Annotated in this window: 12 protein-coding genes; 10 read left to right on the forward strand and 2 right to left on the reverse strand. The window is 40.3% G+C overall.

Annotated elements, in window-relative coordinates:
• Positions 1 to 58 precede the first annotated feature (58 nt).
• From F0361_RS08455 to F0361_RS08475, 5 genes are all read left to right on the forward strand, one after another.
• A complete protein-coding gene (locus F0361_RS08455) occupies positions 59 to 2,458 on the forward strand; it encodes an ABC transporter permease (RefSeq protein WP_154918017.1) in 2,400 nt (799 codons plus the stop codon).
• 257 nt (positions 2,459 to 2,715) lie between these two features.
• A complete protein-coding gene (locus F0361_RS08460) occupies positions 2,716 to 5,130 on the forward strand; it encodes an ABC transporter permease (RefSeq protein WP_154918018.1) in 2,415 nt (804 codons plus the stop codon).
• Positions 5,131 to 5,162: 32 nt separating this feature from the next.
• The gene (locus tag F0361_RS08465; protein ID WP_154918019.1) at positions 5,163 to 7,571 is read left to right on the forward strand and encodes an FtsX-like permease family protein; all 2,409 of its coding nucleotides are present in this window, start codon (positions 5,163 to 5,165) and stop codon (positions 7,569 to 7,571) included.
• Positions 7,572 to 7,768: 197 nt separating this feature from the next.
• Positions 7,769 to 10,162, forward strand: a complete 2,394-nt coding sequence (locus tag F0361_RS08470; RefSeq protein WP_154918020.1) for a hybrid sensor histidine kinase/response regulator — start codon at positions 7,769 to 7,771, stop codon at positions 10,160 to 10,162.
• Between the two features lie 204 nt (positions 10,163 to 10,366).
• Positions 10,367 to 11,032, forward strand: coding sequence for an ABC transporter ATP-binding protein (locus tag F0361_RS08475; RefSeq protein WP_154918021.1), 666 nt, complete (start codon positions 10,367 to 10,369; stop codon positions 11,030 to 11,032).
• Here F0361_RS08475 and F0361_RS08480 read toward each other — a convergent pair.
• A complete protein-coding gene (locus F0361_RS08480; protein ID WP_154918022.1) occupies positions 11,029 to 12,702 on the reverse strand; it encodes an amidase in 1,674 nt (557 codons plus the stop codon). The genes F0361_RS08475 and F0361_RS08480 overlap by 4 nt on opposite strands.
• Positions 12,703 to 12,903: 201 nt before the next feature.
• Here F0361_RS08480 and F0361_RS08485 point away from each other — a divergent pair, with 201 nt between their 5' ends.
• The 5 genes from F0361_RS08485 to F0361_RS08505 all read left to right on the forward strand — a co-directional run bounded on the left by F0361_RS08485 (position 12,904) and on the right by F0361_RS08505 (position 16,175).
• Positions 12,904 to 14,046, forward strand: coding sequence for an Mrp/NBP35 family ATP-binding protein (locus F0361_RS08485; RefSeq protein WP_154918023.1), 1,143 nt, complete (start codon positions 12,904 to 12,906; stop codon positions 14,044 to 14,046).
• 11 nt (positions 14,047 to 14,057) lie between these two features.
• Positions 14,058 to 14,297 (forward strand): NifU family protein, encoded by a 240-nt coding sequence (locus F0361_RS08490; RefSeq protein WP_138257341.1) that lies wholly within the window; start codon positions 14,058 to 14,060, stop codon positions 14,295 to 14,297.
• A 67-nt stretch (positions 14,298 to 14,364) separates the two neighbouring features.
• Positions 14,365 to 15,423, forward strand: coding sequence for an NAD(P)/FAD-dependent oxidoreductase (locus F0361_RS08495; RefSeq protein ID WP_154918024.1), 1,059 nt, complete (start codon positions 14,365 to 14,367; stop codon positions 15,421 to 15,423).
• Positions 15,424 to 15,463: 40 nt separating this feature from the next.
• Complete coding sequence (locus F0361_RS08500) at positions 15,464 to 15,817, forward strand: four helix bundle protein (protein ID WP_154918025.1); 354 nt, start codon at positions 15,464 to 15,466, stop codon at positions 15,815 to 15,817.
• Between the two features lie 28 nt (positions 15,818 to 15,845).
• On the forward strand, positions 15,846 to 16,175 hold the full coding sequence (locus F0361_RS08505; RefSeq protein WP_154918026.1) for a 2Fe-2S iron-sulfur cluster-binding family protein: 330 nt from the start codon (positions 15,846 to 15,848) through the stop codon (positions 16,173 to 16,175).
• Between the two features lie 244 nt (positions 16,176 to 16,419).
• Here F0361_RS08505 and F0361_RS08510 read toward each other — a convergent pair whose 3' ends face one another.
• Entirely contained in the window at positions 16,420 to 18,159 is a 1,740-nt protein-coding gene (locus F0361_RS08510; protein WP_138256994.1) for an ABC transporter ATP-binding protein, read from the reverse strand.
• Positions 18,160 to 18,173 lie beyond the last annotated feature (14 nt).

Genomic DNA, 18,173 nt, shown 5'->3' on the forward strand with positions numbered 1-18,173 from the left:
TTTATTAAAACATCAACCTGTGCTGAGCGTAGTCGCAGCATCAAAAAATTCATCAATCATGTTTAAAAACTATCTGAAAATTGCTTGGAGAAACCTTCTAAAAAACAAAGGTTATACTTTAATCAATGTTGGTGGACTGGCATTGGGAATGGCCGTCACCTTGATTATTGGCCTTTGGATACAGGACGAACTTTCCTATAATAGCTATTTTAAGAATAAGGAAAAAATCGCGCAGATTTTTCAGTCCCAAACCTTCAATGGAGAAACTGGAACGGGGCCAGCTATACCTAGACCTCTTGAAAAGGCCCTGAGGGATGGTTATAGTGACAATTTTGAGCATTTGATCATGTGTTCATGGACCAATGACCATTACCTTAAATATGGGGAGAAGAGTATTTCCAGACCGGGCAATTATATGCAGCGTGTAGGTCCGGAACTTTTTAATCTGGAAATCATAAAAGGGGAAAGGGACGGATTAAGGGAAATCAATTCCATTATGTTATCGGAATCCACCGCCAATGCGCTTTTTGGCAGTGAAGACCCTATTGGAAAAACCATCAAAGTGAGCAACGAGCATGATATGAACGTTAGTGCCGTTTACAAGGATATTCCCTTTAACAACTCTTTCAACGATACCGAATTTATCATTCCTTGGGAAAAGTACTTGGCGAATAATGAATGGATACGAAATGCGGAGGACCAATGGGGTAACAATTCTTTTCAAATGTTCGTACAAATTGTGGATAATACCACCATGGCGGGTGTTACAAATAAAATAAAGGATGTAAAAAAGACCTTGAATGAGAATAGCGCGGAGTTCAATCCACAAATTTTTCTATTTCCCATGGAGGATTGGCATCTTAGGGGCAGTTTTGAAAATGGAAAACAAGTAGGAGGCCGCATCAAATATGTTTGGCTTTTTGGCATTATTGGGGCATTTGTATTACTATTGGCCTGCATCAACTTTATGAACCTGAGTACCGCACGTTCTGAGAAAAGGGCCAAGGAGGTAGGTATTCGTAAATCCATCGGCTCTCAGAAGGGTCAGTTGGTCTATCAGTTTTTAAGTGAGTCTTTTTTGGTGGTCCTTTTCGCATTTGTTTTGGCTTTGGTCATGGTACTTCTTTCATTGAACGGTTTTAATGAACTGTCTAGAAAGGAAATCTCCTTTCCTTGGGCCAATGGCAAGTTTTGGCTGGTGTCTCTTGGGTTTATCTTGTTCACTTCCTTATTGGCGGGAAGTTATCCTGCGCTATATCTATCGTCCTTTAGACCTGTAGATGTTCTAAAGGGTTCATTTAAGGCCGGCAAGTACGCAGGTCTTCCTAGAAAGATATTGGTGGTATTACAATTTACGGTTTCCGTGGCTTTTATCATTGGCACCGTTATCGTAATGCAGCAGATCAACTATGCAAAAAACCGACCGGTAGGCTATGATAAGGAAGGGCTTATCCAGATTCCAACGTTCAGTCAAGATTTTGAGGGAAAATATGATTTAATGCGAAGCGAGTTTATAGGTTCTGGAGCAGTGGTAGAAATGTCCACTTCCAGTAGTCCCACAACGCAGATTTGGTCCAATAGAAGTGGATTTACCTGGGAGGGAAAACCGGAAGGTTTTCAGGAAGATTTGGCCTGGACCGAGGTTTCACCGGAATATGCCAAGTCGCTCAACTTAAAAATAGTGGAGGGCAGGGATTTTTCAAGGGAGTATGCCACGGATTCCTTGGGCGTACTCATCAATGAAACCGCCAAAAAGTATTTGGGCATGCCAGACCCCGTAGGGAAACTTCTAAAGGACGATGACGAGGAAGACCCGGGGCCTCCCTTGAAAATTATCGGCGTAGTACAGGACATGATTACCCAATCTCCTTACGAACCCGTGAAACAAGGTATTTATGTATATGATCGGTTCAATAATGGGAGTTATTATAACCTTAGATTGAACCCTGACCAAAGTGCTGGACAGAATTTAGCAGTAGTAGAAAGGGTGTTCAAAGAGCACTTCCCTGATATCCCTTTTGAATATGAGTTTGTGGACAGTCAGTATGGAGAAAAGTTTGCTTCGGAAGAACGCATAGGAACCCTGTCCGGGGTCTTCACGGCTTTGGCCATCTTGATCAGTTGTCTTGGACTTTTTGGACTTACATCCTTCGTTGCGGAGCAGCGTAAGAAGGAAATTGGTGTTCGGAAGGTATTGGGAGCTTCTATATTCAATGTATGGAACATGCTTTCCAAAGACTTTTTAAAATTGGTCATCATTTCTTGTTTTATCGCTGTCCCCATTGCCTATTTCATTATGAACGGATGGCTTCAGGAATATCCGTATCGGGTAGTTTTAAAGTGGTGGATTTTTGCCTTGGCTATGTTGGGAGCACTCGGTGTAACCTTACTTACTGTAAGTTTTCAGGCGATTAAAGCCGCCAAGGCCAACCCTGTAAAAAGTTTACGAACGGAGTAAGCAACTCCAAACAACAAGTTTCACGTAATTTCAAAACACACAGGAACACCCAAAATGTAACCAAAGCATAAATCCATAAATCTTTATCATACTAGTAAAAGGTTGTAAATATATTGTACATATTTTGTCCAAATATTTTACAGTCTCTTGGTATTTATAAAACTTAAGTGTTTTAAAATCAGATGTTTATTGAATTGGCATGAAATTAGTTTTCCTAATCACAACTAGGCTCATCATCTCATCAAGAAACGAATAGTATGCTTAAAAACCACTTAAAAATCGCTTGGCGAAATATAAAAAAGGACAAACTCTTTACTATTATCAAAATAGGCGGTTTTTCCATTGGGATAGCAGCATGCTTGTTAATAGCCCTTTTTATAAATAATGAATTGAGCTATGATGATCACTACCAAAAAAAGGATAGAATATTTAGGGTGGTAATGCAGGGAACCATGGATGGAGAGGTTTTGAAAAGTGTTCATTTTCAAAGACTTTTTGCAGAAACTTTGGAATCGAACTATCCAGAAATTGAGAAAGCCGGTAAAATAAATACAAGCGAATTGTTCGGTGCGGGAAAAAGGGCACTAAGGATTCAAGGGTCTTCACAAAACATGTTGGATGACGGTTTCGTTTTTGCCGATCAGCGGGCAGTAGAGATATTGGAATTGGACTTTTTGGAGGGTAATAGGGATGAGGTTTTTAAAAACCCTAGCAGTATAATACTCACTGAAGAAAAGGCCCAAAGGTATTTCCCTAATGGCGATGCATTAGGAAAGACCTTGTTTTTGGATGATAACACGGACAAGCCCTACACCATAACGGGAATTGTAAAAAATAATCCCGCTATCAAATCCCATTTTGATTTTGATTTTTTACTCGTCATAGAAGACAAAAATACCAGTTGGACCACAACCAATTATTTTACCTATGTGCTAGTGGATGAAAACACCAATATCCCTGCCCTGGAAGAAAAAATGGGCGCCATTTTGGAGGATTATTTTATTCCAGCCCAAATGGAAAGGGGGATGGGCGAGGATTTTATGGAAGTATTGAAAACCCTGGAGTACAAACTACAACCCATTGGAGATATTCATTTGAAGTCGGATATAAAAATGGGGGACGGACTCAAACATGGTGATATACGTTTTGTTTGGTTATTTGCTGCTATTGCTGGTTTTGTTCTCTTGTTGGCAGTCATAAATTTCATTAATCTTTCCACGGCAAAATCGGCCAATAGGGCAAAGGAGGTTGGACTCAGAAAAACGGTTGGGGCATTTAAGGGTAATTTGATAAGCCAGTTTTTGACCGAATCCATAATCTATAGTTTTATCTCATTTTTTATAGGGGTTTTGTTGGCCTGGCTTTTATTGCCCAACTTCAATTCCATAGCTGACAAAAGCATAGTAATGCCTTGGGCTTCGTGGTGGTTTTTACCTATTATCGTTGTTTCGACTTTGGTGATTGGCCTTTTTGCGGGTCTTTATCCAGCATTCTATTTATCCGCCTTTAAGCCTGTGAATGTCCTTAAGGGAAACCTCAGTATAGGAAGTAAAAGTGGTAGTCTACGAAGTGGTCTAGTCGTTTTTCAGTTTACGACCTCAGTAGTACTGATCATAGGAACTCTGATTATCTACAAACAAATGAACTTTATCCTGGATAAAAAACTAGGCTACGATAAAGAACAGGTATTGGTGGTGCAAGGGGCAAACCTATTGAACAATCGGGCTCAGGCATTTAAGGAAAGGTTATTGGGACTTTCAGAGGTGAAGGAAGTATCCATCAGTGATTATCTTCCGGTTGAGGGAACCAAGCGTAATGGAAATAGTTTTAGGAAATCAGCATCGGGAACAGAGGAAAGGTCCGTTCCAGCACAGATCTGGAGGGTAGATTATGACTATATAAACACATTAGGCCTCCAAATGAAAAGTGGACGAGGATTTTCCAAGGAATTTGCCAATGATTCCTCGGCCATTGTTATCAATACCAGCATGGCCAAAAAGTTGGGATTGGATAATCCATTAGGAAGACAGATAAATAATGGCCAGGATTGGACCATCATTGGTGTTTTGGAGGATTTCCATTTTAAAAATTTAAAGGAGGATATAGAGCCTCTAACCTTGGTATTGGGGAATGCACCCAGTATGGTTTCAGTGAAACTTGCCAATGGGGTAAGTGATGGTGCCATTGAGAAAATTAAAGGTATATGGAATGATTTTGTGCCCAATCAAACATTTGAATTTACATTTCTTGACCAGGAATATGCCCAAATGCACGACGATGTAAAACGGATGGGAAAAATATTCAACAGTTTTACAATGTTCGCCATTCTTGTGGCGTGCCTTGGATTGTTCGCTTTATCAGCATTTTTGGTGGAACAGCGAAAAAAAGAAATAAGTATACGGTTAGTACTTGGTGCGCCTTTTAAAAGTATCTATCAATTGCTGACCTTGGATTTTATGAAGTTGATTTTACTCTCCATCTTAATCGCCGTACCGGTAGGATGGTATATGATGAACAGATGGCTGGAAGATTTTGCCTATAAAATAAATATTGGGTGGGATATATTTTTAATGGCCGGCTTTATCGCTTTATTGGTGGCCTTGCTAACCATTAGCTATCAGTCCATAAGTGCCGCCTTGCTAAAACCTTTGAAAAATTTAAGGGCGGAATAAATTTATTTAATCATTTATTGTAAAACAAAATCATGCTGAAAAACTATTTAAAAATCGCTTGGAGAAATCTTTGGAAGGACAAAAGTTTTACTACCATTAATGTGGTAGGTTTAACCACCGCCTTTGGAGTGGCCATTTTATTGGCGACGGCAGGTTTTTATGAACTTTCCTATGAAAATTTTCATGAAAACAGGGAAAAAATTTATGGTGTTTATATAGTTCAGCAAACCGAGGATGGTTCAGAAGCAGGTATTAGCCAACCTACACCTTTTGCGGAAGCATTGAAAACCGAAGTTCCTGGAATAGCTAAGACAACTAGGCTTTTGGAAGATGTGTCTTTGATTATTAATGGTGAAAAGGAACTTATGCTAAATGCAAATTGGGTGGATAAGGATTTTTTTACCATGTTTAGTTTTCCGCTTGAAAAAGGTGTCAACGGTAATATTCTTGAAAATTTGGGTGATGTAGTATTAACAAAAGAAGCCGCCAATAAACTGTTTGGAAGGACTGATGTAATCGGACAGAATATAAATGTTTTGATCAATGGCAAACAAGAACCTTTCACTGTTGGGGCCATTGCCAAGGACTTGCCAAAGAACACGAATATGGGTTTTGAAATCGCTTTAAGATTTGAAAGAAATCCAGAATATTTGGATACCAAAGAAACTTGGAATGAACAATATCATTCTGTTTACGTGGAACTTGAGGACAATGTTACGGCTGCACAATTTGAAGAAAACACAAACTCCTTTGTAAATCTTCATTATAAGGATGTAATCGAGAATGCTAAAAATTCAGGGGCTTCCCCAAATGAGGAAGGACTATATAGGCAAATTAAACTATTACCGTTAAGGGACAAACACTTTACTAGTTTCCGAAAAGGGTATGCGGAGGTAAGCAGAAGTGTGCCGTATCTTATCATGGGCGTCGCATTCCTAATTCTTTTCATTGCTTGTGTCAATTACGTAAATATGAGTCTTGCCAAGAGTTCCCAGCGTCTCAAGGAAATAGGGATGCGTAAGACTCTTGGGGCAAAAAGAAAACACTTATTTTTTCAATTTTGGGGAGAAAGCTTTCTAATTTTTATGGCTTCGGCCATTATGGGCGTTTTACTCAGTTTGTTACTTTTCGATGATTTTAAAACCGCCTTTAGTACGCAAGCTTCTATAGATACCTTAACCACACCGCTCTTTTGGAGTCTGTCTTTTACGATTGTTCTACTGGTGACCCTTAGTGTTGGAGGATATCCGGCATTAGTACTTAGCAAATTGGGAACCATTCAATCCCTAAAGGGGAAATTGGAAAGTAACGGTAAAAATAGGTTACGGGATTTGTTGATGGTCGTGCAATTTGGTATTGCGATTCTTTTGATTACAGGTACACTTGTGCTGAGGGGACAAATAGAGTATATGCGCAACAAAGATTTGGGGTATGATAAAGCTCATGTACTTTCCTTTCCTTTGAACGGAAAAAAGGAGAGTTATGCCCTGCTAAATTTGCTAAAGGATGAGCTAAGAGGCAATCCGGATATATTGGAGGTCTCAGGTGCTGATAACAATTTGGGCCGAGGCAAGGATGGTAGTCGATCATCGAGCGTTATCGGCTTTGATTACAAGGGTAAAATTATAAGGACAAACTTTTTAGTAGTGGATCCTGATTATGTGCCCACCCTAGGACTTGAAATGGCATTAGGCAGAAACTTTAACGGGATAGGTGATAGTATAGGAATTCTTATCAATGAAAAAATGGCCGAACAACTGGGCGAAGAGAATATCCTATCAGCTTCCCTACCAATTGACAGTGATGAAACAAGCCCAATATTAGGTGTTATTAAGGATTATCATTTTGAGGATTTGGACAAAGCTATTGAACCTATCACATTTTATATGAGTAAGGATTTGCCGTTGACCTATGCCTATGTGAAAGTGGCTTCTTCAAATATGGCGAATAGTTTTGAGGCCGTAGAGAATGCTTATAAAAAACTGGAGCCCAATGCAGATTTTTTAGGTTCATTCCTGGATGAAAATGTAGATAGGACCTTTCGTAGTGAGAAGTCCATGGCTCTATTGATAACCAGTGGTGCCCTAATAGCCATAATATTAAGTTGTATTGGCCTTTTTGCCATGTCTATTCTGGTAGTTACCCAACGCACGAAGGAAATAGGTATAAGAAAGGTGATAGGTGCGAGCGTGGCCAATATAACCTTTATTCTGACAAAGGATTTCTTAAAATTAGTTCTTTTTGCCTTTTTGATTGCTTCTCCAATCGCTTGGTGGTTTCTTAAAAAATGGCTGGAAAATTATGAATACAGGATTGATTTAAGCTGGGCGTTTTTTGCAGTTTCAGGTATTCTGGCTGTGGCTATAGCTTTTTTAACTATTGGGACTAGAACGATCGGAGCTGCAATGGCAAACCCGGTAAAAAGTTTACGAACGGAATAGATGGCAACTCCTTATAAAGATAAGGATTTACAAGCTAGGGATTATTTCGACGAGTTTTCTTTACCGTAGAGCCAATAAAAGTACAATAAAACCATAACTCACGTTTTTTAAATAGTTGTAAAAATCAGGGTATAGTACTTTGGTTTCCAAAATAAACTTGCTACCCAAAGGTAAGTTTGTAAAACCTACTTACGTTTATGCTATCAAAAGAACAGTTATTTTCAACTAGGATCACTTTCCTTTTTCTTGTATTTGGTATAACCTTTTTAAACGCGCAAATACAGGTAAGTACAGATTTAAATGTAATAACCTCATTGAAATCCAATGCTACAATGTATGTTGCCGGTGACGAAGTTCATAGCATTGATTACATTCTTAAAAATGAAGGTAATTTAAATTTTAGGCCGCTAAAGGATTTTAAAAACAATTATGGTTTTACAAAAGACCATCTATGGATAAAATTTGAAATAGAAAATGTTTCAAACGAAGATCTTTTTGCATACTTGCAAACGGCAAGGCCAATAACTGATGTTGCTACATTTTATGAAATTGGCCACAATGAAGTTATATCCTTACAAAAAAGTGGGGATGTAATTCCATTTCAAGAAAAAAGTGTCCGGAATCGTAAGTCTGTTTTTAAGGTGTTCATTCCATCAAATAGTACATTATCAGGGATTATTCATCTTAAAAGCGATGGGGAAGTTGTAATGCTTCCTTTAGACTTGATTCCGACGGATTATTTTTTGGAAACCACCTATAAGGAACAAATGTTCTACGGGCTTTTTTATGGTATTTTATTTATGGCATTTATAGTATATCTGTTTTTCTATTTTGGACTCAAAGATGTTGCCTTTGCATATTACAGCCTTTATGTATTTTTCATCGCATTGATGCAGTTTTCCTTGGATGGTTTTTTTCACCAGTACATCACGCCAAATGGAGGTTGGCTTTCTAATTACGCCGTTTTACTGACCGCATTATTATCCTTGCTCTTTTTTGTGAAATATGGAAGCGAATTTTTGGGTGTAAAAAAACAGAACAAATGGCTTTACAATTCTTACCTAGGTATGTGTTTGGTAATTTTGATAGCTCTGGGAGCCTTAGTGGTAATACCAGGATTTTTGTCAATTACCTACCCCATTGCAAATGCCATTGGTCTCGTTGTGTTGGTCCAGGCTCTAACTACATTGGTTTATTATAGAAAAAAAGAAATATCCGTAGACCCAAGTTTTGTGATGGGTATCTCATTTTTGGTATTCGGTTTCATCGTTTTTATTCTTAACAACTTCAATGCCGTTGAGAGTTCCTTTTTTACCGATAACGGGGCCAAATTCGGTATTGGTTTGGAAATCACTTTTTTATCAATATCCATGAGCAAAAGAATACGTACACTGCGTATGGAAAATGAGAAAAACCAATTATTGGCTTTGCAACGTGCTGAGGATATGAACGAAATTAAGTCCTCTTTTATATCCAACATTAGCCATGAACTTAGAACGCCATTAAACCTAATAATGGGTGTAGCCCATTCCCTAAAGGAGAAAAAACAGGAAAAGGAGATTGGTGAAAAATGTGAACTAATCCTGAATTCCTCCGAAAACCTATTGGGTCATATAGATGACATTCTGGATTTTACAGTTATTGAAAAAGGAAATCAAGAATTGAAGCAGTGCCCCTTTAATATATCAACGGCAATTCAAAAAGTACTGGACGAAAACCAGCTAAAAGCAAAACAAAAAGGTCTGGATTTCAATATCGATATCCCTTCCAATTTACCCGGAAGAATCATAGGGGACAGATTAAAATTGATTAGGATAATAGATCATTTATTGGACAATTCCATTAAATTCACGTCTACTGGAAAAGTTACCTTTAATCTTAGATATAGAATAGAGGAAGAATCAAAATTCTATTTGAATCTTGAAGTTTCCGATTCTGGAACAGGAATTACCAAAGAGAAAATGAGCACTATTTTCGAAGCGTTCACCAAAAAGTCTTTTTTGGATAAAAGAGAGTTCAGTGGGTTAGGGTTGGGTTTATTTATTGTGAAGAATTATGTAGACTTACATAATGGCACGATAGATATAAAGAATAATGAAGGCGGAGGTACCAAATTCAACGTCAATCTAGTATTGGGGTATGATGCGGAATTGAATACCACCCTAGTAGATAAGGACGAAGAAGAAGCATATGATTTGGACGGTGCCCGTATTCTATTGGTAGAGGATAATAAAATGAACCAACAGGTGATTAAATTAATGGCTAAAAAGTGGAAAAATACAACACTTAGCATCGCCAACAATGGTAAAGAAGGTCTCGATTTACTTTGCCGAGAGGATTTCGACATCGTTTTGATGGATCTTCAAATGCCCGTCATGGACGGTTTTGAGGCAATTGCCATGATAAGGGGAGGCAAGGTTTCATCTAAAGTTACAAATATTCCCATCGTTGTTTTAACGGCGGACAGTACCGATAAGACTAGAAAAGAAATTTTTAGACTAGGAGTCAATGATTATGCTACAAAACCTATCAATTGCAAACTAGTCTATAGGAAAATTTCAAGGAGCTTAACTTTCAAAAAAGCAAGTTAGTAGGTTGGTGTTCACTTGGGCTTAAGTACATTGGGTAAAATCGATAAATGTAAAATATTTTTACACTACCTGTAAAAAAATTTTACCATTTAAAATTTATTTTCTTTCTTATATAATTAAAAATCAAATAATTAAATTTTGGTACAATAGTGGTTAAGATTTTATTTTAATTAGGAATTTTGTAAAGTAAAATCAACTAAATATATGTTACTGCAACTAAAAAATATATTTAAGTGGGTCAATTCGGGCGGCCAACGAATTTTCCTTTTAAAGGACATTAATTTGGAAGTAGAGGAGGGTGAATTCATTTCCGTAATGGGCCCCTCGGGTTCTGGAAAGTCAACTTTATTGAACGTTATAGGAATGTTGGACACTTTTGACGAGGGCGAATATAATTTCTTGGATGAATCTGTGCACACCCTAAAGGAAAAGCATCGTTCCAACCTGTATAAGGAATACATCGGTTTTGTTTTTCAATCCTATCATCTCTTAGATGATTTAACGGTACAGGAAAACTTGGAAATGCCCCTGTTGTATAAAAAATTCAAAGGTTCCGAAAGGAAGGCCATGGTGGCCGATATGTTGGACCGATTCAATATTGTGGGCAAAAAGGATTTGTTTCCGGCACAATTAAGTGGAGGGCAACAACAATTAGTGGGTGTTGCCAGGGCCTTGATAGCCAATCCAAAACTCATCTTGGCCGACGAACCTACTGGAAACCTCAATTCACAACAGAGCGAGGAAATAATGCAGCTTTTCAAGAAACTGAATAAAGAGGAAGGTGTTACCATTATTCAAGTTACGCACTCAGAAAAAAACGCTGCTTACGGTTCCCGGATTATCAATTTGTTGGACGGCAGGAAGGTTTAATCTATATACCCTTCCGGATGCATCTCATCAAACTCCGTTTGTTCTTGGAACGCTTTTGCCAATAAAAGAATACTCGCCTCGTCATACAGATTCCCAACCAAGGTGATGCTGGTCGGGTGTTTGTCTTTGTCCAAACCCGTTGGAATGGCAATAACGGGATGTCCCGTCAGATTCGTGATAACCAATTGTCTGTTTCCGAAGGAGGGGGAGATAATAACATCATAGTCCTTGATCAGTTTGTGCATTTTCTCGATCAGGACTTCTCGATGCCGATTGGCCTGAAGATACTCTACAGCGGGAATGAACCGGGCCTGGCGCAGGGAATTCGCTCGGGAGCGCTGGTCCTGTTCCACCATCTTGTCTACGTCGGATGAACGTACCAGGTTATCAAAAAAGGCCCCCGCTTCGGCCCGTAATATGATATCGAAACCACTATAGGGAACATCTTCCGGCAATTCCAGAGAATCCATTTGTACCCCCATCTTTTTAATAACCTCCAATGCCTTTACCATGTTGTCCTTGGATTTGGAGGTGTCCTTGTCGATGTCTTTTTTCAGATAGCCTACCTTAAGGGTAGTAACATCCTTGTTTTTGTCAAACCCAAAAGGATAGTCCGTGGTAGTGGGGTCCATGGCATCTTTTCCCGAAATAATACTATAGACAATGGCACAATCCTCCGCATTTCTGGCCATAGGGCCAATTTTGTCCATGGACCAACTCAGGCTCATAACGCCATACCTGCTCACCCGGCCGTAGGTAGGGCGTAGCCCTGTAATGCCATTACGGGTACTGGGAGAAGTAATGCTTCCCAAAGTTTCGGTACCCAAGGCGAAAGGAACCAACCCCGCGGAAGTGGCGGACCCTGAACCTGCGGATGAACCGCTTGCGCCCTCTTTAATATCCCATGGATTTTTAGTTTTCCCACCAAACCATACATCACCACGCGCCAAGGAACCGGATACCAGTTTCGCAATCAATACGCCCCCGGCATCCTGAAGTTTTTCGACTACGGTGGCCGTCATATCGAACTCCTGCTCCTTATACGGTTCTGCTCCCCAAGTCGTTTTATATCCTTTTACAGAAATCAAGTCTTTTACGCCATAAGGAATACCGTGTAAAATTCCACGGTATTTTCCCGCTTGCAATTCGGCATCCATTTTTTCGGCCTGTTCCATGGCCATTTTTTCGGTAATGGTGATGGTGGATTGGAGTACTCCGTCGTATTTTTTGATTCGGTCCATAAAAAACTGGGTCAATGCTACTGAGCTTATTTTTCCATACTTGATGAGCGATGCCAGTTGTGGTATGGTATAAAAGGCGAGTTGGGATTTATTGGCAGGTAGTTCAACATCCGTAGGTATCTCCCAAATAGGGAAGGAGTCCTGCGGCCTTGGGACGAAATTCAAGGGCAGCGGATCAAATTTGATAGCAGGGAATACCGTATAATCCAATTCGTAGGCTCGTAGCGAGTCGAATCCTTCCCTATTGCGTTCCAAATACGGATAAAGTGTATCAAGCTGTTTTTTGGTAAAGGCAACGCCCACCAAGTTCTGAGCTCGCTTTACGTCCCTTTTGTTGAATTCGCGCTTCGTCCCTCCACAGGCATACATCAGGAAGACAAAAATGAAAAATACTAAAAGGAAGGGTTTTCTTTTGAGGGTGTGCCGCATGGATAGTCAGTATTGGTTTTGGCCTAAAATACTACATTACACTGATTCGGTATTTATTATCGGTAGTTAAAATGTATTGTAGCCAAATTTGAATGGTTTAACCCATAAACTGTTCCTATCGTTTTATCTTCAATTTCAATGTAATAGCTTCCTTATCTCAAGCCTAAGGATTATCTTTGTTGTTTAGAATGAATTTACATAATGATGATAGATAAGAAGGAGGTTTTAAAGGCTTTGGAATCCATTACCGTTCCGGGTGAGGGCCAGAATATGGTCGAGAGCGGGGCCGTGCGAAACATACAGATTTTTGGGGATGAGGTCGAGGTGGATATTACCATAAAAAACCCGAGTCTTCAGGCCAGGAAAAAAACGGAGGTGGAAATTCTCAAGGCAATCCATAGGGAGGTATACGAGAAAGCCAAGATAAAGGTGAACATCAAGGTAGATGCCCCTGCCACGCCTTCAAAAAAGAACGAAATAAAAGGGAAGCCCATTCCGGGAATTCAAAATATCATAGCGGTGGCCTCCGGTAAAGGAGGCGTTGGCAAATCAACCGTAACCGCAAATTTGGCCGTGACCTTGGCCAAAATGGGGTTCAAGGTAGGGCTGTTGGATGCGGATATTTACGGTCCGTCAATGCCCATCATGTTCGATGTGGCCCAGGAAAAACCTTTGGCGGTGAATGTGGACGGAAAATCCAAAATGAAGCCTGTTGAGAATTACGGGGTAAAATTATTGTCTATTGGATTCTTTACCCAGCCCAATCAGGCCGTAATTTGGCGTGGACCCATGGCTTCCAAGGCGCTGAACCAAATGATTTTCGATGCCTTTTGGGGTGAAATCGACTTTATGTTATTGGATTTGCCTCCTGGAACTGGAGACATCCATTTGAGCATCATGCAGGCCATGCCGGTAACAGGAGCTGTCGTGGTAAGTACGCCGCAAGAGGTGGCCCTTGCCGATGCACGAAAAGGGGTAGCTATGTTCCAACAGGATTCCATTAACGTACCGGTTTTAGGAATTGTTGAAAATATGGCCTATTTTACTCCTGCCGAACTTCCGGAGAACAAGTACTACATCTTTGGAAAAGAAGGTGCCAAATATCTATCGGAAGATTTGAACGTTCCTTTTTTAGGAGAAATTCCGTTGGTCCAAAGCATAAGGGAGGCAGGCGATGTAGGGAGACCGGCAGCCTTACAGACCGCTACGCCTATTGAGGCCGCTTTTGAGGAACTCACAAAAAATGTAGTTCAACAAGTAGTGGAAAGGAATGAAAATATACCGCCCACGGAGGCGATTAAAATAACGACAATGGCAGGTTGTTCTGCCGTTAAAAAGAAGTAGTTATGACAACAATGACTTCGGACGACTTAAAGGAAAAAGTGGAAAAGGCACTGGAGGAAATCCGACCTTTTTTACAGAGTGATGGTGGGGATATTTCCTTGATTTCCATTGATAATGGAAATTCCGTCAAGGTAAAACTTCACGGCGCCTGTGTAGGCTGTAGTGTCAATCAGATGACCTTAAAAAGTGGTGTGGAAATGACCATAAAAAAGTATGCCCCCCAAATCGAGGAGGTTATCAATGTGGATTGATAACTTGATAAAAGTCATAATTTTTAAGCTTTCCCGAAAGTAGTTTAGCTAGCTAATAGCGCTTTTCATGATTAAAACAGATATACTTATTATAGGGGCCGGTCCAACAGGCCTCTTTGCCGTTTTTGAGGCAGGATTATTACAATTAAAGTGTCACCTAATCGATGCATTGCCACAGGCAGGTGGACAATGTTCCGAAATTTATCCTAAAAAGCCCATCTATGATATTCCAGGTTTTCCGGAAGTTCTTGCTGGGGATTTGGTGGACAATCTTATGGAACAAATCAGGCCTTTCCAACCCGGTTTTACCTTAGGCGAAAGGGCTGAAACCATTGAAAAATTGGAGGACGGTTCTTTTGTTGTTACCACCAATAAGGGAACCCAACATAATGCCCCAATCGTAGCCATTGCAGGCGGACTAGGTAGTTTTGAGCCAAGAAAACCGCTATTGGAGAACCTTGGGGATTACGAGGACAATGGGGTTTCCTATATTATCAAGGATCCAGAAGCTTTTCGAAACAAACGCGTTGTCATAGCAGGTGGCGGGGACTCCGCCCTGGATTGGAGTATTTTCTTGGCCGATGTAGCTTCTGAAGTCACTTTGGTACATAGAAGGAACGAGTTTCGAGGCGCTTTGGATTCTGTGGAGAAAGTGCAGCATCTCAAGAACCAAGGAAACATAAATTTGATAACACCAGGGGAAATCGTTGGTCTTAACGGGAACGGAAAACTGGAATCCGTGGTGATCCGAAAGACTTCAAATGCCGCGGAAGATATTACTTTAGATGTGGATAACTTCATTCCGCTTTTTGGATTGTCCCCTAAATTGGGACCCATTGCGGACTGGGGCTTGGAAATAGAAAAGAACGCCATTAAAGTAGATACGTTTGACTACCAGACCAATGTACCAGGAATTTATGCCATTGGAGACGTAAATACATACCCCGGTAAATTAAAACTGATTCTTTGTGGTTTTCATGAAGCCACTTTAATGTGCCAAAGTGCCTATCAAAGAATTTTCCCAGATAAAAAATACGTGATGAAATATACCACTGTGGGGGGTGTTAGTGGTTTTGATGGTTCCAAAAAAGAAGCTCCCAAGGCAGTAATAAAAGCGATTGATTGATTTTAGGAAGGTAGTACTTAGGAAGCAGAGTTCAGTAATAATGACCGTTCAAAAATATGAGCATTTAGTGGTGTGGCAAAAATCACAAGATTTTGCAATTTCGAAATATAAATCCTTTTCAGGCTTAAAGGACTACTTCTATAAAGACCAGATATTCAAGGCTTCCGTTTCAATTTCCAAGAATAGAGGAGAGGGTTTTGACCGAAAAACCAATATTGATTTCATAAGATTTCTTTACATTGCCACAAGTTCTAAAAGTGAGGTTAGATCTAGGCTTTGGTTATCTCAAAGGTTGAACTTTTTAAATAGTAGCGAAACACAAAAGTTAATAGATAGTTCCAATGAAATTTCAAGGAGGATTTATGGATTAATCAACTCCATGAAAAATTATTAGTTCTTAACCCTTAACCCCTAACCCCTTTATGGATATAAAAATCAAAATAATCGACCGTGATGGTGTCCTCCACGAAATAGACGCACCCACAGATATGAACATGAACCTGATGGAAGTGGTACGCTCTTATGAATTGGCTCCTGAAGGAACTATTGGAATCTGTGGCGGTATGGCCATGTGTGCATCATGCCAATGCTATGTAAAATCTGACCATGGATTACCGGAGAAAAGTGATGATGAGGAAGCGATGTTAGCGGAGGCGTTCAACGTACGCGAAAATAGTCGATTGGGTTGTCAATTGCATATTACGGAGGCTATGGACGGCTTGGAAGTGGAGCTTGCCCCTGAGGAACTCTAATAAATTCAAATTCAAGAGTCAAGTTCAAATCAAGTTCAAGCCCAAGTACAAGAATCAATTACAAAGGCAAACAAGAATTTAATTTTGTACTAGAAACTAGAAACTGAAAGTTACTTTTCAGAATAATTTATACTGAATTTGTATTTGGGTTTGAGTTTGTATTTTTTCAACCATCAACCATCAACCATCAACCATCAACCATCAACCATCAACCATCAACCATCAACCATCAACCATCAACCAACTATATCCTCGCCTGATAGGTAAACAGATTGTAATACCTACCTTCTTTAGCAATCAATTCCTCATGGGTGCCCAGCTCGGCAATACGACCGTTTTCTATGACCAATATCTGGTTCGCTTTTCGAATGGTGCTAAGACGATGGGCGATTACGAAAGTGGTTCGTCCTTTGGTAAGTTCGGCCAAGCTTTTTTGAATCAGGGATTCACTTTCGGTATCCAGATTAGAGGTGGCCTCGTCCAAGATCAATATTCTCGGGTTGGCCAAAATGGCCCGGGCAATGGCAATGCGCTGACGCTGACCACCGGATAGTTTTACGCCACGTTCCCCGATTATCGTATCCAATCCTTTTTCGAATCTATCTGTAAACTCGTTTACATAGGCCGCTTTGACCGCTTCTGTTAGTTCTTCTTCTGTGGCATTGGGCCGTGGGAAAAGTATATTTTCGCGTATGGTACCCTCGAAGAGAAAATCGTCCTGTAAGACCACCCCCAGAAATTGTCTAAAGCTGGTCAAATCGATTTTGGCCAAGTCCTGGCCATCAATGGTAATCATTCCAGAATCAGGATTCAAAAAGCTGGCCGCCAAACCTGCAATGGTCGATTTTCCGGAACCAGAACTTCCCACCAAAGCGATTACGTCCCCGGCCTTGGCCTCAAAACTGATATTGTGCAATACGTCCTTATCCTCCTCATAGGCAAAAGACACATCTTCAAAGCGCATATCCCCTTTAATCTCGGTCAGTTCTAGGGTTCGTTGTTTGTCATCGGCTTCCGTCATTTCGTTCATGAGTTCTTCGGTACGGTCCAATCCTGCCAAGGCTTCGGTCAGCTGACTTCCAATATTGCTCATCTGTACAATAGGGGCTACCATGAGTGCCAGTAAAAAGGTAAACTCAAAATATTCGCCCGTGGTGAGTTCGCCCTGCATCATTTTGTACCCCCCATAACCCATCATAATCCCCGTTGTGGCCAAACCTAAAAGAAAGGTAGAGGAACTGGTCATTACTGCGGTAGCCGTTAGGCTTTTCTTCACGTTTTTATAAAGCCGCTCCACACCATCTTCAAAAACTTTGGCTTCCTGTGCTTCGGCGTTGAACCCCTTAATCACCCTGATTCCGCCAAGCGTTTCTGTCAATCGGCCTTTTACTTCCGCATTTATCTTGCCCCTGTCCCTAAAAACAGGGCGTATGATTTTAAAGGCTTTTAGAGCGATGACCGCAAAAAGAATCAAGGGAATAAAGGTCAACAGGGTCATGGTGGCACTGATTCGTAACAAGAGGATCAATGACCCCACTGCGGTCAAAGTACCTCCTACCAATTGGACCAATCCTGTACCGATGAGGTTGCGAACCCCTTCCACATCGCTCATAATTCTTGAAACCAATGAGCCAGACTTGGTATTGTCAAAGAACCGGATAGGCAAAGCCAATACCTTTTTTTGAACCTGCGCCCGCAATTCAGAAATCATGTATTGGGCCTGTATACTGAGAACTTTGGTGAGAAGAAACGACATTACTGCTTGGACCAAAAATGAAAGGATGACTACGGTTACGAGTAACTTTAAAAAGTCGTATTTTTTATTGGGTACTACGTCATCCAAAAAATAGCGCAAGGATATGGGAGCCACAAAACTGGCCGCTTTACTTATTACGATTAATAGCAACCCGATCAAAACCAATTTTCTCCTAGGCCAAATGATGGTCTTAAATGCCTGTAGAATACTTACTTTTTTATCTGCCATAGTACAAAAATACC

Source organism: Maribacter flavus (assembly GCF_008386635.1).
Classification (GTDB): Bacteria; Bacteroidota; Bacteroidia; order Flavobacteriales; family Flavobacteriaceae; genus Maribacter; species Maribacter flavus.

Bases quoted from the DNA above. Each gene is read 5' to 3' on its own strand.
- F0361_RS08455 (WP_154918017.1), top strand. From the start codon at position 59: ATGTTTAAAAACTATCTGAAAATTGCTTGGAGAAACCTTCTAAAAAAC.
- F0361_RS08460 (WP_154918018.1), top strand. From the start codon at position 2,716: ATGCTTAAAAACCACTTAAAAATCGCTTGGCGAAATATAAAAAAGGAC.
- F0361_RS08465 (WP_154918019.1), top strand. From the start codon at position 5,163: ATGCTGAAAAACTATTTAAAAATCGCTTGGAGAAATCTTTGGAAGGAC.
- F0361_RS08470 (WP_154918020.1), top strand. From the start codon at position 7,769: ATGCTATCAAAAGAACAGTTATTTTCAACTAGGATCACTTTCCTTTTT.
- F0361_RS08475 (WP_154918021.1), top strand. From the start codon at position 10,367: ATGTTACTGCAACTAAAAAATATATTTAAGTGGGTCAATTCGGGCGGC.
- F0361_RS08480 (WP_154918022.1), bottom strand. From the start codon at position 12,702: ATGCGGCACACCCTCAAAAGAAAACCCTTCCTTTTAGTATTTTTCATT.
- F0361_RS08485 (WP_154918023.1), top strand. From the start codon at position 12,904: ATGATGATAGATAAGAAGGAGGTTTTAAAGGCTTTGGAATCCATTACC.
- F0361_RS08490 (WP_138257341.1), top strand. From the start codon at position 14,058: ATGACTTCGGACGACTTAAAGGAAAAAGTGGAAAAGGCACTGGAGGAA.
- F0361_RS08495 (WP_154918024.1), top strand. From the start codon at position 14,365: ATGATTAAAACAGATATACTTATTATAGGGGCCGGTCCAACAGGCCTC.
- F0361_RS08500 (WP_154918025.1), top strand. From the start codon at position 15,464: ATGACCGTTCAAAAATATGAGCATTTAGTGGTGTGGCAAAAATCACAA.
- F0361_RS08505 (WP_154918026.1), top strand. From the start codon at position 15,846: ATGGATATAAAAATCAAAATAATCGACCGTGATGGTGTCCTCCACGAA.
- F0361_RS08510 (WP_138256994.1), bottom strand. From the start codon at position 18,159: ATGGCAGATAAAAAAGTAAGTATTCTACAGGCATTTAAGACCATCATT.